The organism is Shewanella sp. 1180_01 (genome assembly GCF_052850535.1).
This window is the reverse complement of the sequence record NZ_VXCT01000053.1, coordinates 21067-35746: the sequence shown is the minus strand read 5'-3', so window position 1 is coordinate 35746 and position 14680 is coordinate 21067. Positions and strand designations below refer to the sequence as shown.

Annotated in this window: 14 protein-coding genes; 7 read left to right on the top strand and 7 right to left on the bottom strand. The window is 46.7% G+C overall.

What is annotated here, in order from left to right; all coding sequences use genetic code 11:
* Positions 1–399 precede the first annotated feature (399 nt).
* Positions 400–963 carry a NapC/NirT family cytochrome c gene (locus tag FW758_RS20055; RefSeq protein WP_006079625.1) on the top strand — a complete coding sequence of 188 codons (564 nt, stop codon included), beginning with the start codon at positions 400–402 and terminating at the stop codon, positions 961–963.
* 96 nt (positions 964–1059) lie between these two features.
* Here FW758_RS20055 and FW758_RS20050 read toward each other — a convergent pair whose 3' ends face one another.
* Together FW758_RS20050 and rsmD are read right to left on the bottom strand one after the other, a co-directional pair.
* Positions 1060–1344 (bottom strand): DUF1145 domain-containing protein, encoded by a 285-nt coding sequence (locus tag FW758_RS20050; RefSeq protein ID WP_446446310.1) that lies wholly within the window; start codon positions 1342–1344, stop codon positions 1060–1062.
* Positions 1319–1987 (bottom strand): 16S rRNA (guanine(966)-N(2))-methyltransferase RsmD, encoded by a 669-nt coding sequence (gene rsmD, locus FW758_RS20045; RefSeq protein WP_347673605.1) that lies wholly within the window; start codon positions 1985–1987, stop codon positions 1319–1321. The genes FW758_RS20050 and rsmD overlap by 26 nt, the downstream gene beginning before the upstream one ends.
* A gap of 213 nt (positions 1988–2200) precedes the next feature.
* Here rsmD and ftsY point away from each other — a divergent pair, with 213 nt between their 5' ends.
* The 4 genes from ftsY (at position 2201) to rpoH (ending at position 6867) form a co-directional block, all read left to right on the top strand.
* The gene (gene ftsY / locus FW758_RS20040; RefSeq protein ID WP_446446309.1) at positions 2201–4105 is read left to right on the top strand and encodes a signal recognition particle-docking protein FtsY; all 1905 of its coding nucleotides are present in this window, start codon (positions 2201–2203) and stop codon (positions 4103–4105) included.
* A 3-nt stretch (positions 4106–4108) separates the two neighbouring features.
* Positions 4109–4822, top strand: coding sequence for a cell division ATP-binding protein FtsE (gene ftsE, locus FW758_RS20035; RefSeq protein WP_006079632.1), 714 nt, complete (start codon positions 4109–4111; stop codon positions 4820–4822).
* Positions 4819–5784, top strand: a complete 966-nt coding sequence (gene ftsX / locus FW758_RS20030) for a permease-like cell division protein FtsX (protein ID WP_006079633.1) — start codon at positions 4819–4821, stop codon at positions 5782–5784. The genes ftsE and ftsX overlap by 4 nt, the downstream gene beginning before the upstream one ends.
* A gap of 225 nt (positions 5785–6009) precedes the next feature.
* On the top strand, positions 6010–6867 hold the full coding sequence (gene rpoH / locus FW758_RS20025; RefSeq protein ID WP_006079635.1) for an RNA polymerase sigma factor RpoH: 858 nt from the start codon (positions 6010–6012) through the stop codon (positions 6865–6867).
* Positions 6868–6967: 100 nt separating this feature from the next.
* Here rpoH and menE read toward each other — a convergent pair whose 3' ends face one another.
* From menE to FW758_RS20000, 5 genes are all read right to left on the bottom strand, one after another.
* Positions 6968–8380, bottom strand: a complete 1413-nt coding sequence (gene menE / locus FW758_RS20020; protein WP_446446308.1) for an o-succinylbenzoate--CoA ligase — start codon at positions 8378–8380, stop codon at positions 6968–6970.
* 1 nt (position 8381) lies between these two features.
* Positions 8382–9482, bottom strand: coding sequence for an o-succinylbenzoate synthase (gene menC / locus FW758_RS20015; RefSeq protein WP_446446307.1), 1101 nt, complete (start codon positions 9480–9482; stop codon positions 8382–8384).
* A 27-nt stretch (positions 9483–9509) separates the two neighbouring features.
* On the bottom strand, positions 9510–10304 hold the full coding sequence (gene menH, locus FW758_RS20010) for a 2-succinyl-6-hydroxy-2,4-cyclohexadiene-1-carboxylate synthase (RefSeq protein ID WP_446446306.1): 795 nt from the start codon (positions 10302–10304) through the stop codon (positions 9510–9512).
* A complete protein-coding gene (gene menD / locus FW758_RS20005; protein WP_446446305.1) occupies positions 10304–12025 on the bottom strand; it encodes a 2-succinyl-5-enolpyruvyl-6-hydroxy-3-cyclohexene-1-carboxylic-acid synthase in 1722 nt (573 codons plus the stop codon). Before menD ends, menH begins: the two co-directional genes overlap by 1 nt.
* Before the next feature lie 181 nt (positions 12026–12206).
* Complete coding sequence (locus tag FW758_RS20000) at positions 12207–13175, bottom strand: LysR family transcriptional regulator (protein WP_446446304.1); 969 nt, start codon at positions 13173–13175, stop codon at positions 12207–12209.
* Between the two features lie 486 nt (positions 13176–13661).
* Here FW758_RS20000 and FW758_RS19995 point away from each other — a divergent pair, with 486 nt between their 5' ends.
* Together FW758_RS19995 and FW758_RS19990 are read left to right on the top strand one after the other, a co-directional pair.
* Positions 13662–14138 carry a DUF2726 domain-containing protein gene (locus tag FW758_RS19995; RefSeq protein ID WP_006079641.1) on the top strand — a complete coding sequence of 159 codons (477 nt, stop codon included), beginning with the start codon at positions 13662–13664 and terminating at the stop codon, positions 14136–14138.
* 77 nt (positions 14139–14215) lie between these two features.
* Positions 14216–14677: a nitrite reductase gene (locus tag FW758_RS19990; RefSeq protein ID WP_011845461.1), complete on the top strand. Its 462-nt coding sequence runs from the start codon at positions 14216–14218 to the stop codon at positions 14675–14677.
* Positions 14678–14680: the final 3 nt, after the last annotated feature.

The window sequence follows — 14680 nt, the reverse complement described above, 5'->3', positions numbered from 1 at the left end:
CCTTAGTTAGCCCGATAAAGTTTCATATACGGTTCAAATTTTAATTTTTAATGATTTATTTCTCCGCCACTTCTAATAATTAAACAAAACGTCGATTAGACCACATTTCTATTTTCTAGAAATGATTTGATAGTTATTGATTCTCAAAGGGGAAATCTCATCGCGATAATCGCTAACTTGCGATTATGGGATGATTGCATTAGCTTTAGTTAAAGTGCATTGCAGCTCAGCTAGAGGTTTTTACCAAATGTAGTCCTAATAGTTAGAGCTAAGTCTCATTTTGCGCTTTTAAGGTTAATTTAATCGGCAAATTTCGGCTTAAAATCAAATTTCTAATAAATGAAAGAACATAAACTAGTCTTATAAAAACTAATTTTGACAATTTTTGGAGATAGAGTGATGAACTGGCGTGCACTATTTAAACCTAGCGCAAAATATTCAATCCTGGCGCTACTGGTCGTCGGTATTGTTATCGGTGTTGTGGGCTATTTCGCAACCCAAACAACCTTACATGCAACCAGCCAAGACGCATTCTGTATGAGCTGCCACAGCCAACATTCATTGAAAGATGAAGTGATGGCGTCTGCCCACGGTAACAACCGTGTCGGCATCGTGGTTCAGTGTCAGCAATGTCACATCGCACAGGAACCATTCCAATACCTGAAGAAAAAGATCATCGTTTCTAAGGACGTTATTGGTTTCTTAACTATCGATGGCTTTAACACGCAAGCATGGTTAGATGAAAACCGTAAAGAACAAGCTGAGTTAGCGCGTGATTACCTTCGTGCAATCGATTCTTCAACCTGTCAAAACTGTCACAACCGTATTTATGAAAACCAATCAGAAAATATGAGCAAAATGGCAGTGAGAATGCACAGCAATAACTTCAAGAAAGCCCCAGAAGACAGAAAAACCTGTATCGACTGTCACAAAGGCGTCGCTCACCCTTACCCTAAAGGATAAGGTTTAACGATTAACTTGCGTTATCGTTAGTCATTAAAAAGCCCTCTGTTGAGGGCTTTTTGCTGTCTGAGTGCCTGACGGTGTCTAAATGTTAGGTTAACTCGCTGGAGTCATCACTTTTTGTCTATAAGCTAACAGGCTAAAAATACCGAAGATAAATACGTGCAGATAATCAAGCTTTGTTAATGGCAGTAAGGTCTTAAATAGCATGTGGAAAATGGCCACTTGGAAACAGTGCATCATGCAGGTTATGCCAAACAGGATATTCAAAATAATCGCCACATTACCTTCAAATGGCATAACCAAGTTGTAGGCCATCATCAACCAAGTGCTGAGGGTAATGGCTTTACCTAGGTTAATCAGCAAGGGCATGGCTTTCATCTTCGATAGGCTCGGCAGTGTTGTCGGCTTGATATTGATATAAGCGGTAACTCACTTGCCCCGCATTCTTTTCTTTCAAGGCGTGCCAGCAAGGTGGAATGGCCAGTTGGGTTAATTCAGATTCGATCTCGACATAAATTAGCGCGCCATCATTGAGCCAAGCTTGTGTATCGAGCAGTTGAATGGTTTTTTCTGCCAATCCCTTGCGAAAGGGCGGATCGATAAACACCACATCAAAACCTTGCTCGCAGCCCCTTTGCAACACCACTAAGGTATCGGCGTTGAGCACTTCGGCCTTGTCGCATTTAAGGGTTTGCAGATTTTCTTTTAATTGCATGGCTGCGCCGCGTTGCAACTCGATAATCTTGGCGAAACTGGCATAGCGAGATAGGGCTTCGAGGGCTAAAGCGCCGCTGCCGCCGAAACAGTCGAGTACTCGCGCATTAACTAAGTCATTGGCAAGCCAGTTAAACAGGGTTTCGCGCACTCTGTCTGTTGTCGGGCGTAAACCTTCGAGATCTTGAATAGGTAAACGACGCGAACGCCATTGGCCCGCGATGATCCGCACTTGACCGCTCCCGGGTTTATTTTTGGCTGTTGGACTTTTGGTCACATTATTTTTGACCGTTCGATTCTTAACCAAAGTGCCCCCGTGATTTTGCCTGAAGAAAGAAAGTGGTAGACTATGCCACCTTAATAAAGGCCACTATTTTATATCAAAGTCTCACTAAAAGGTGAGAAGGCTGAGTGAGCTTAGCTAATTGCCGACTTTTTGGGCGTAATTGCCGAGGCAATCTGGTATAACATCAGGGTCTTATTCAAAATTCAACACTGAAGTAGAGCGCTGGAATCACACATGGCAAAGAAAGGTTTTTTCTCCTGGTTTCGTAAAGATAAGTCACAAGATGAGGTCGTCGCTGAAACTCCAGTTGTTACTCCAACACAAGACACTGAAGCAGCAGAGCGTTTAGAACAAGAACACGCAGAGGCGCAACGTTTAGCTGCTGAGGCAGAGGCTCAAGCGGCCGCAGAAAGGCTGGCAGCAGAACAGTTAGCTGCCGAGCAGGCGCAAGCCGAGCGTATTGTCCAAGAACAAGCCGCAATCGAAGCCCAGCGTTTAGCCGAGCAACAAGCCGAAGCGGCGCGTCTGGCGGCTGCTCAGTTAGAAGCGGAACAACTTGCGAAAGTGCAAGCCGAGCGTATTGCTCAAGAGCAAGCGCAAATTGAAGCCCAGCGTTTAGCCGAGCAACAAGCCGAAACGGCACGTCTGGCGGCTGCTCAGCTAGAAGCTGAACAACTTGCAGTTGATAAGTTAGCCGCTGAACAAGCAGCTGCAGAGCAATTAGCCCAAGCGCAAGCTAAGGCTGAAGCCGAGCGTATTGCTCAAGAACAAGCACAAATCGAAGCTCAACGTTTAGCAGAACAACAAGCCGAAGCGGCACGACTGGCGGCTGCTCAGCTAGAAGCTGAACAACTTGCAGCAGATAAGTTAGCCGCTGAACAAGCTGCAGCAGAGCAATTAGCCCAAGCGCAAGCCAAGGCTGAAGCCGAGCGAATTGCCCACGAACAAGCACAAATCGAAGCTCAACGTTTAGCAGAACAACAGGCCGAAGCGGCACGACTGGCGGCTGAACAAGCTGCAGCCGAGGAAGCTGAACGTGCTCGTGTTGCCGCCGAACAAGCCGCTGAAGCGTTAGCTGCGGAGCAACTCGCTGCTGAAGCATTAGCACGTGAGCAAGCAGAGGCGTTAGCGCAACAACAAGCTGAAGCTCTGCAATCAGCTGGGCCCGTTACTGAATTGCAGCCAGAGCCGCAGGCGAGACCCGTTAAAGAAGGGCTATTTGCTCGTCTGAAGCGTGGCTTGATGCGTACCAGCGAGAATATTGGCAGTGGTTTTATCGGTCTATTTCGCGGCAAGAAAATCGATGATGATCTGTTTGAAGAACTCGAAGAACAGTTATTAATCGCCGATGTTGGCGTCGAAACAACCACGCGTTTGATCAAGAATTTGACCGAGCAAGCGTCGCGTAAGCAATTGAAAGATGCTGAAGCTTTATATGACTTGCTGCGGGAAGAAATGCAGAAGACGCTCGACCCAGTCGCAATTCCGTTAGTGCCAGACAATGCAAATGGCCCATTTGTGATCTTAATGGTCGGCGTTAATGGTGTGGGTAAAACCACTACTATCGGCAAATTAGCCAAACAATATCAGAGCCAAGGTAAGTCAGTTATGTTAGCCGCGGGCGATACCTTCCGTGCAGCTGCGGTAGAACAGTTACAGGTTTGGGGTCAACGTAATGATATTACTGTGATTGCCCAACATACGGGTGCCGATAGTGCCTCTGTACTGTTCGATGCTTTGCAAGCGGCTAAAGCCCGTAAAGTGGATGTGTTGATCGCTGACACTGCGGGTCGTCTGCAAAACAAAGCGCACTTGATGGAAGAATTGAAGAAAGTGGTGCGAGTGATGAAAAAGCTCGACCCTGATACGCCACATGAGGTCATGCTGACACTAGATGCGAGCACGGGACAAAATGCGATTAGCCAAGCGCAATTATTCCAAGAAGCCGTAGGTGTAACGGGTATTACCATCAGCAAGTTAGACGGAACGGCTAAGGGCGGCGTGGTCTTTGCGATTGCCGACAAGTTTAATATTCCGATCCGTTACATAGGCGTGGGTGAGCAAATTGATGATTTGCGTACTTTTAATTCGAAAGAATTTATCGATGCCTTGTTCACTCAAGAAAAAGCGGATAGCTAATTTATGATTGATTTTCAGCAGGTCAGTAAGATTTATCCTGGCGGCCAAATGGCGCTGGAAGATGTGAATTTTCATCTACAACAAGGTGAAATGGCATTTTTAACCGGCCACTCAGGTGCGGGTAAAAGTACGCTGTTGAAATTAATCACGGTTATCGAGCGGGCGACGACCGGTCGTGTCGCCATCAATGGCCACGACATCGCCAAAGTCAGCCCTAAGCATGTGCCTTATTTGCGTCGCAATATCGGCATGATTTTCCAAAACCATCACTTATTGATGGACAGAAGCGTGTTCGACAATGTGGCCTTGCCGCTGGTGATTGAAGGTTTCTCCCACGGTGAAATCCGTAAGCGAGTGGCCGGCGCCCTCGACATGGTGGGTTTATATGGCAAAGAGCGCCATAACCCGATTATGTTGTCCGGCGGTGAACAGCAACGCGTCGGCATTGCCCGTGCGATTGTCAACAAGCCGCCCTTACTGCTCGCCGATGAACCAACGGGTAACTTAGATCCTAAATTATCGATGGATATTTTGCGTCTGTTTGAAACCTTCAACGATGCAGGAACCAGCGTGTTAATCGCTACTCATGATTTAGGCTTAATCGCGCGGATGAAATATCGCACTTTCACCCTCAAACAGGGTCGTATGTTGGGCGCACAGGAGTTACATCCTAGCGTGCATACGCGTGCGCCGACGAATAGAGGTGAAGGGCAATGAGCGACAGCGCTAAATTAACCCGCAGTAAGTTACCTCTGTCTGGGCGGATTGTGATGTTCTTTATTCGCCACGTACAGCAAGCGATGGCGAGTATGGGAGAACTCTGGCGCAACCCAGTGTCTTCCGTGATGACAATGGCGGTATTGGGTGTGAGCCTGAGTTTGCCTGCGGCATTGCAAGTGTTAGTTAAAAACGCTGAGACCATTACCAGCTCGTGGAACAGCGCTGCGGAGATCTCTTTGTTTATCGAAGACAATCGCAGCGAACAAACGATTCAGAGCCTGCTGACGCGGATTCGGACTTATTCCGAAGTGGATAAAGTGCAGTACATAGATAAAAACCAAGCCCTAGAAGAGTTTCAACGCTTATCTGGTTTTGGTGAGGCCTTGGCCTATTTAGATAAAAACCCTTTGCCAGCGGTCATTACCGTTACGCCTACACCGCGTTACTCAACGCCAGTGGGCGCCCGTGAACTGTTAACTAAGCTAGAGCGCGAGCCTGAGATTAGCTTTGGCCGTTTAGATATCGAATGGCTAGAGCGGTTACAGGCGGTAGTGCGTCTTCTTGAACGCACTGTGATGGCGATTGCCGCATTACTCGTGCTGGCTGTGGTCTTAGTGATAGGCAATACGATTCGCTTAGCGATTATGAATCGACGCAGCGAAATCGAAGTGATGAAGCTTGTTGGGGCAACCGAAGCCTTTATTCAGCGTCCATTCCTCTACACTGGGATTTGGTACGGGGTGATTGGCGGCATATTGGCTTGGCTGATCATTAACTTATTAGTGTGGTATCTCGATTCGGCTCTTGCCGAGCTGTTGGGCTTATATGGCAGTCAGCTCGAGATGAAATCGCTCACTTTTACTGAACTGCTGCAATTGGTTGGACTGGCGTCATTTTTAGGTTGGTTAGGTTCGTATTTGTCTGTACGCCAGCATTTACGGTCGATTGAACCTTCATAATAATCAGTCGATTAAACTAAAAAAAAGTGATGAAAAAAATGCTGAGGAATGAACTTTTGTTCACTTGCAATGTCTACTTCAGCGAGGTAAAAAGGGTATCCGCAAACGAGCTGAGGTTGACATACTCTGTCAATTAGCCGATAGTTCGTGAGCTTATTCTTAGGGTATTTTGTTATTGAACCTTAGAATGCACTCGTAAGTAGTCTGATAAATGTAGGAGAGCGAATGACCTTTCAAACGCAATCAATGGCACTGACAGTCCCACAGGGCGCCAGTAGTCTAGAAGCTTATATCCATTCAGTGACTAGCATCAGCATGCTGGACGCTGAGGCTGAGTATGAGTTGGCCAAGCGTTTACAGGAAACGGGTGATCTACAAGCTGCGAAGCAACTGATTATGTCGCACTTACGTTTTGTAGTGCACGTTGCAAAGGGCTATTCAGGCTATGGTTTGCCACAGGCAGACCTGATCCAAGAAGGCAACATAGGCTTGATGAAAGCGGTTAAACGCTTCGATCCCGATGTTGGCGTGCGTCTAGTGTCTTTTGCTGTGCACTGGATCAAGGCTGAAATTCATGAATATGTGCTGAAAAACTGGCGCATTGTTAAAGTCGCGACCACTAAAGCGCAACGTAAGTTGTTCTTTAACATCCGTAAAGCGAAAAAACGCTTAGGTTGGTTCAGCGATGCAGAAGTCACTATGGTGGCTGAAAATTTAGGTGTGTCTAAGGCCGATGTGACCGAAATGGAATCACGTATGGCTGCGCAAGATCCGGCATTTGATTTAACCAATGATCAAGACGAGGAGCATGATTTTGCCCCAGTCCATTATTTGGAAGATCATTCATCGGATTTAGCGGAAAACATTGAAAACGACAACTGGGAATCGAATGCCCAAGGTCGTTTATTATCGGCCATCAAAACCTTAGACGAACGCAGCCAGCATATTCTGCGCGCCCGTTGGTTAGATGACGATAAAACCACACTGCAAGAACTTGCAGAGACTTATCAAGTGTCGGCTGAACGTATTCGCCAACTTGAGAAAAATGCCATGAACAAGCTGAAAGCTTGCATGGAAGCCTAAGTCGCATCACGTTTAAGGTGACTGTGATTTAGCCATAAAAAAACCTGCTACTGCAGGTTTTTTTATGGGTGAAATTTGGCTTGATGACCTTGATGATAAATCAGTGTTTAACAAGATTAGCTATCAAGGCTTTTCTGTTTACTTTCAGCCCTGCCTGCTCATGATTTTCTGGCCATACATAATACTGTCTTGGGCGTTTGAAGCGGGCGATTTTGTCGGCGAGGAACAATTCGAGTTCACTTGCAATCGACTCTGTGTGATGAGTTAAACTGCCGCGAAGGATAGCGGCGGGGAGATTGCCAAATTGTGCATCGGGGATGGCGAAAACGATAGCATCATCTATTTGTGGGTGCTGTTTAAGCGCGGCTTCGATTTCTTCTGGTTGGATATTTTCGCCGCCGCAGATGAACATGTTATCGACGCGACCAAGGATGTGTAGATTGCCATTTTCGTCCCATTCGCCCCTGTCTTTGGTGTAAAACCAGCCTTCTTGATCCACGCCAGCTTGTATTCCCTCTGGGGTGAGGTAGCCGATAAACAGGCATTCGCCGCGTACCCAAATCACGCCGTCTTCGATTTTAAGCTCACGTTTGGGAAGCAATTTGCCACTGCTACCATCGCTTAACGCGGGGCCTGTGGTGATCTGCGAGCCCATTTCCGTCATGCCGTAACTCGTATAGCTGGCGATATTGCGTTGCTTAAGCTCGACGAGTAAGTCTAGCGAGACTGCGCCGCCGCCCAGCAATAGGGCTTTGATACTTTTAAGCTTACTACTTGTATCGGCCAGTAATTTACTTAGTTGTGCAGGCACCAGAGAGAGGTGGGTCAGCTTATCTTGGTCAATTTGCTGACTCAGACTTAGCGCTTGGTCTGGCATAACAACAGTGGCACCGACTAAGGCACAGCGGTTCAATATCGCTAGACCGCCAATATGGAATAATGGCAAGGAGAGCAGCCAAGCATCACCTTGTTCGAGCGCGATTAAGCTGCGGGCGCCTTCCGCATTAGCAATATGGTTGGCTAAGCAATGGACCGCCGCTTTTGGAAAACCGCTAGAACCCGACGTTAAAATCACATTGGCAGGGTGGGTAATATCGACAGGCTGAGCTAGCTCGTTGCTGAGGCGATTAAAATCTAAGGCTAATTGGCTGCAATTCTGCAGATCAGAAATCTCAGCACGCCAAACATAGCGGATCTGATGTTCATCGATTAAACCTTGGATCTGCGCGAGAGGAAAACGAGGTGAGATAGGAAAAAAGATCGCCCCGATATCGATGCAGGCCCAATAGAGGCAAATCATCTCGAGGTTATTCACAGCAACACAGGCGAGTGGCTCACCCTCTGTAAGACCTGCAGCTCTTAGCTGCTGACCTAGAGCGATAACGCGCTGGCTAAGCTCTGAGTAACAAATGTCTTGCCCCGCCAACTTGATGGCCGCCTGTTGTGGAAACGCCAGTGCGCCTTGGTGCAGGGGTGACAATGCTAGCGACTTTGATAGACGGGTGTCAGACAAACTAGTTTTCCTCACGCTTGGCTGCAGCCAAATCACTTTGCGGCGTTGAATCAATGGCGTGTTGTGCAATAGGCTCAAGTTGCGCCAGAGTAAGGCAGTGTTTTTTACCCGATGACACCATTAAATCTTGGCTAAAGGCGCTGAGGGTATCGAGTCCTGGGATTTCATCGGGCGTGAGAATCGCGGCTAAATGGGCCAGATCGCTAATGCCTAAACTGCTTTCAAGACTCGAACTGATAATGCAACGCACGCCATAGCTTTGCGCCGTCTCGATTAAGTTAGCTAGCTTTTCAATACTGCCGAGCAGCATAGGTTTGATGACGAGCGCAGTCAGGCCATTGTGCATCGCAAACTGATAATCGGGATCGTTAAGCGATTCATCGAGGGCGTAGGGCATGCCAATCGCTTGATAAAATTCCAGATTATCCTGTGGATTCTGGCAAGGCTCTTCTATGTATTCGATTGTGTCTAGGGGCAGACAAGCGGCAAATTCGATGGCTTGTTCTAGTGTAAACCCTCGGTTTGCGTCTAAACGTAGCTTGAGATCGGGGCGGGTGCGTAAAATGCCATAAATCAGACTCAGCTCGTCTTCGATTGAGGTCTGCGCGACTTTAACTTTCACCGAATGAACATGCATGCCGAGCGCCGCAATCTTGTTATCGAGCAGGTCTTTGCCCGCATCCGTTGGATGATAAATCAAAGGGACTGTGGCGGTTTGTGGGCGGATAGCATCGAGCTTACCCATTAACTTGGCATGCAACAGACTTAAACCGAAGGCCAAGGAAGGGTAAGAACTTTGCTCGGCGTAATCCAGCAGGGTATCGATATGCTGACCGCCGAGCCGGGGTAATAACTCAGTTAACGCCGTTTGCACTTGCGCCAGTGTTTCGCGGCTAAATCCCACTAAAACTTGTTCATCGACATCTATGCCAGATAGTGGGGCGATTTCAACTTCGACTTGTCTGTATTCGCCACCAACATTAGCGCTGGCGCAGGCTTGCAATACTAATCCAGCCCTGTGGTCGATGCGTTGCTTGCCTACGGGCAATAATACATCGAGCGGTAGTCGATATTGATACAGGTTAAGCGAAGTTAAGATCATATATTTCCTACATTTTAATTCTGTTATTTACCCAAGCAGCTTAACTATTGTTGCGATTAATGCCTCGGGAGCTGCTTGGTGTATGTTGTGTCCGGCGTCGTTAATACTGTGGACTAGAATAGGCGCGTGTAATTGCCACTCTTGGGCGAGGGCGTGAAACTTGGCATCTTGGCTACCCGCAAAGAAATGGCATTCACAGGCAAGTTGTGAAGGCACATCCCACATCGATGCTTGGCGTGCAAGTGAAGTGGCTAAGAATACCTCTTTAAGCAGCTGTTTGGGATGCTGATCTAAGACGGCAGATCTCTGCTCGATTAAGGCTTTACGTTTGGCCGCAGTCATGTCGGCAAACACGGGCTGCTGATACCACAAGTTTAAAAAATCTTTGCTAGCCAGATGCAATAAACGCTCGGCCCACTGGGCATCATTCTTGGTTCTGGCCGTTTTTTCTTGCGGGTCTGCGAGCCCCGGGTGGCAGGATTCGAGGTTCAGACTTAACAAGCGCTGCGGATAGGCTTTTGCAAGGTGCAAGGCAATACGCCCGCCTAAGGAATAACCGTAGAGATGAAACGGTTCGGGACTTGGATTAAGGCTATCGAGCCGCGTCACTATGTTTTCGACGCAAAAATCAAAATCGAGCTTAGCCTCAGTCGCCCCTTCAGCTTGATTATCTCCATGGCCCGGCAGATCCAAACAAATACAATGAAAGTGCTGGCTTAGCGCAGGCATTAACGGCAACCAGTCGGCCTTAGTGCCTAAAAAGCCATGTAGTAGCACTAAGGTCGGTAGTGAAGGATCGCCGTAACGGGCCATGGTTGGCATTAGCTTTGTTTCACCCAAAGGTTGAGCGCGGCGATTTGGTCGCTGGCTTGGTTTTGGCTCACATTGACTTCAATGATCGAAGCCCCCTGAAAATCCAGCGCTTCATTATAACTATCTTGAAAATCGGCTAAATTATCCACTTGATTATAGGGCAAATTAAACATGGCTGCGGCGTAGCCAAATTCTAAGCCGTGGCTGAGTCGATAATAATCACTGCGGATTTGTTCATTGGGAACCGGCAATAAGTTAAAAATATTGCCGCCATCGTTATTGAGGATCACGATCACCAGCGGGCTGGTTAAGCCTTTGGCGATGGCCAGCGAGTTGAGATCGTGCAGTTGTGATAAATCACCGATGATCAAACTGGTGGGCTTGCCTTCGTGGGCCGCAATGCCGCAAGCGGTGGCGAGCAAGCCGTCAATACCAGAGGCGCCACGATTGGTATAAGTGGTCGCTGTGCAGCAACTGACAGGGGCATACATGTCGTACAAGCGTACAGGCAGGCTGTTGCCGATAAAAAGCTGCTGTTCTAAGGGGCGAGTGTTGGCGATGGCGCGTATCACCTGCGCTTCACCAAATTCCCCTTGGTCGATATTACGCACAAATAAGTTATGCAATTCATCGTTATAGGTGATTAAGGTATTCGCCCAGTTCGCCGAGGATGAACGATACCAGTTCAAGGCCGCAAACTGCTCTGCATTGGCATGCCAAATGTGCTTCGCATTGTGGCTCGGATCTAGCCTGTCTTGCTCGGGTAACACTTGCCAGTAGCTGTGCCAATTTTGTTCGGCAAGATAACCGATCACCCGTTTTGACAATAAACGCCCGCCGAATACGAGTACACGATCCGCTTCTTGTAATAGATTGCGCGCCTTTGGATGTTGTAGCAGTTGGTCGATATTGCCTATTGCCGCGGGATGTTGGCGCAGTTGCGACTGGGCATCGGTAAGCAAAGGCCAGCCAATTTTTTGCGATAACGCGATAAGCTGCTGTGGATCTTGCTCGGGCGTGAGTGTACCGACAACGATCACGCCTTTACCGTGGACGAACCGCATGATGGCATCGTCACTTGGGCTGCTTAGTTGCTTGCTCTTGCCGTATTGGGTATACGGGCGAGCGAGCTGCAGCCAAGTTTGCAGTGGTTTGAGGTAAGGCGATTCGGCATCGAGAATCACGCCACTGAGTTCACTCGGGTACAAGGGCTCGCGATACATGCAGTTGATGTGCACCGGATGAGTTTGATTCGCCACCGCTTCATCCACTGTGGTGAGCAAGGCCTGCGGTGCGATATGCGTATCTGGCGTTGGCAAATTCACTTGGGTAGCGTAATTCGCAAAAATCCCCGGTTGGACTATGGCTTGATTGGCGCCGCAGCCGAGTAATTCGGGTGGACGATCGCCGCTTAAGACGATCAAAGGCACGTGGGTTAGCCAAGCTTCAACAATCGCAGGATACAAGTTAGCGACTGCGGTGCCCGAGGTGGTAATGATAGCGACCGGTGCGCGGCTGGCTTTTGCCAGACCTAAGGCCATAAAGCCGAGTCCACGTTCGTCGAAATGCAGGTGACGCTGGAGTTTAGTTTGCTGGGCGGCGGCGAGGGTTAACGGCGTCGAGCGCGAGCCCGGTGCCATACACACATGTTGCACGCCAAGACGTGCTAACTCCTCAAGAATAAGGGCGCCCCAAATAAGATTAAGAGTGGCTGTATTTTCGGTCCGCATAGCTGAATCTATTAGGATAAAGATGGGCTTAGTGTAACGTGTTTATGCCCCAAGATGTATGCTTGGCTTAACAATTCTCGGCGGGTTTGTATGGGGGCTGAGGTGGAGCCTAAGCTAAGGCAAGGGATGCCTATCACCTCTGTACAGTGGCTAGTCTATGGGTTGTGCAAGCTGCTTTGGGCTAAATAATATGGTCAACAATCTTTTTAATCTGTCCACTTAGCCACACTAAATCATCATTCACTTTGTTTGGTTGATTTTTTTGCACTAAGAAAATGGTTGGCGCTTCGGCGTGAGCATATAAACGTTCGGCTTCGAGTTGCGACAGCTGGCATGTGTGCAGCTCAGCCACATCACTTACCATCTCGTAAACCACGCGGTAGGGCAATAACGACAGTGCCTGACTTTCACCTAGGTATTCAAACAAACTTGAAATACTGGTAATGGTAATTTCAGTATTGAGTTTAATGTTGCTCTTCAGACAAAACTCTTGGTAAGGACTGAGCTTAGAACTGGGATTACCGAGGTCGGTATTCACATAGGGATATTCTGCAATCGTCTCTAAAGTGATTTCCCGTTTGAAAATAGGATGATAACGGCTCGCAAGAAGGTAAACCTTATCCATGCTTTGCAGAGTGGTCGTCAGGAGTTTATCGCCAAAGGCGGCCACATCAGCCGTGCTTTTATTGCAGCAAATGCCCAGCGTAGTATCACCGTTAATAATGTCTTGGGTAGTATGCATAGACCAAGGGGTGATATTAATGTGCATCAGCTTCTGTTCATCTTTAATGGCCTGCATTAACGCTTTCGGAAAAGCGTAAGCAATCAAGCCGGGAGCAGCAATCTCGATATGCGTTTTCACTAAGTTAGCATTTGCGGCTCTTGCCTTATGAAACTTATCAGTACATTCAATGGCTTCTTTCGCGATTGGATATAAATGGGTCGCAAACTCATTGGGGAATAGTCCGTATTTACGACGAATGAAAAGTTCATCACCAAAAATTTCCCGTAGATTTTTAAGGCTACGACTTATTTTAGGAGCCGGAATATCAAGAGCTTTAGAGACATAAGTTGCAGACTTGTTCTCATATAATGAAACGAGTATTTTCAAACTCAGAATATCCAGACCATCCATGTTACTAATATGCATTTTTTATATCCCTTTTATTGAGCAAATACTTTAAAGAACGATTAATTATGGCGTCATTAAATAAATTTAATGTGAAACATATCTCAACTTCAAAACTATAATATCGCAGTCTGCTAGTGTCGTTTTTAGATTTAATGTTTTTTATATTTCAAAATGTGATAAAGATAAATTTGGAATTTTAAAAGGTGAAGTTCATATAATTGAATTTCACATTGGCGATTATCAATTATCAATTATCAATTATCAATTATCAATTATCAATTATCAATTATCAATTATCAATTATCAATTATCAATTATCAATTATCTATTTTTATATTCAAGATTTGCGCTAAATGGTAATGAGATCGAATTCTTAACTTGTTGTTTATTATTAAATTGCCATTGTTAAATGTGATCGTGTTCAAAAAAAATAAAACGCTTCACGTTAATACTAAAGTTGCTTTAAAAGAGATAACAAAAAATAAATAGGTTATTGGAGGCGTTATGAATACTTCAGTCATTCTCAGCTATGCGTTTATGTATTTCGTGCTGTTTGTAGCAGTGCCATTTGTTTTTGTCATGTTCGTCATGACCTGCATTAAGTTTTTTAAAGCAGGCCCCGATGAGGCAGAACATCATGAAATGAAACTTAAACCAGTACTGTTCGATAAACAAAGTTTTAACTTTTTTAAATCGTTAAAAACCGTAGTGGAAGGCAAATACGATGTTTGTTGTAATGTCCCGCTAGACACCGTATTTGAAATGGACCAGCATGACGCTGATTTAAATCACGAGTGCCGACTAGACTATGTGTTAATAGATCATGACTCATCTGAAGTGAAAATGGTGATCAGTGATTTTGGCAAAGAACACAACTCGCCAATGAAAAAGCTGTTTAGTAAGTTCAATATCAACTTTATTGAAATGAACCAACATAAACAGTGGGATACACAGAGTCTAAAGCAAGCGTTAGCCGTCTGATCCGACCGTCGGGTTCGGAGTTATCCGAACCCTGACACTCCTCTTCTCCCTTCCCAAAATAAATGTGAGGACTCCCTATGTCCAAAAGACAATGGCTGTGGTCGATTCGCTTGGGTGCAATTGCATTGCTTTTAAGCTTTGGTGCGACAAGTGCCGAGTCGGCCCTTCAAATTAACAGTGACACGACTTGTATGAAGTGCCACAAACGTAACGGTCAAATGTTAGGGCATCACGGCCAAGATGCGATGAAAATGACCTGTTCAACCTGTCATGGCGAAAAAGGCGACCACCCTAAAAAGCCGAATGATATCGTGGTGTTTGGTATGAAAGATGGCTCGGAGCTTGATACTCAGCTCGCCGTTTGTCACAAGTGCCATACACAGCGAAAACTGGGCGAAACCGAATGGACGCATAATGTGCACGCACAAAAAGTGCCCTGTGCCGCCTGTCATAAATTACATAGCCCAACCGAACCTATGGCGGATATGACGCCAAAAGTTCGCAGTGAGCTGTGCCGCAATTGCCATAGTGGCCAGTAGGGG

Bases quoted from the DNA above. Each gene is read 5' to 3' on its own strand.
- FW758_RS20055 (WP_006079625.1), top strand. From the start codon at position 400: ATGAACTGGCGTGCACTATTTAAACCTAGCGCAAAATATTCAATCCTG.
- FW758_RS20050 (WP_446446310.1), bottom strand. From the start codon at position 1,344: ATGAAAGCCATGCCCTTGCTGATTAACCTAGGTAAAGCCATTACCCTC.
- ftsY (WP_446446309.1), top strand. From the start codon at position 2,201: ATGGCAAAGAAAGGTTTTTTCTCCTGGTTTCGTAAAGATAAGTCACAA.
- ftsE (WP_006079632.1), top strand. From the start codon at position 4,109: ATGATTGATTTTCAGCAGGTCAGTAAGATTTATCCTGGCGGCCAAATG.
- ftsX (WP_006079633.1), top strand. From the start codon at position 4,819: ATGAGCGACAGCGCTAAATTAACCCGCAGTAAGTTACCTCTGTCTGGG.
- rpoH (WP_006079635.1), top strand. From the start codon at position 6,010: ATGACCTTTCAAACGCAATCAATGGCACTGACAGTCCCACAGGGCGCC.
- menC (WP_446446307.1), bottom strand. From the start codon at position 9,482: ATGATCTTAACTTCGCTTAACCTGTATCAATATCGACTACCGCTCGAT.
- menH (WP_446446306.1), bottom strand. From the start codon at position 10,304: ATGCCAACCATGGCCCGTTACGGCGATCCTTCACTACCGACCTTAGTG.
- menD (WP_446446305.1), bottom strand. From the start codon at position 12,025: ATGCGGACCGAAAATACAGCCACTCTTAATCTTATTTGGGGCGCCCTT.
- FW758_RS20000 (WP_446446304.1), bottom strand. From the start codon at position 13,175: ATGCATATTAGTAACATGGATGGTCTGGATATTCTGAGTTTGAAAATA.
- FW758_RS19995 (WP_006079641.1), top strand. From the start codon at position 13,662: ATGAATACTTCAGTCATTCTCAGCTATGCGTTTATGTATTTCGTGCTG.
- FW758_RS19990 (WP_011845461.1), top strand. From the start codon at position 14,216: ATGTCCAAAAGACAATGGCTGTGGTCGATTCGCTTGGGTGCAATTGCA.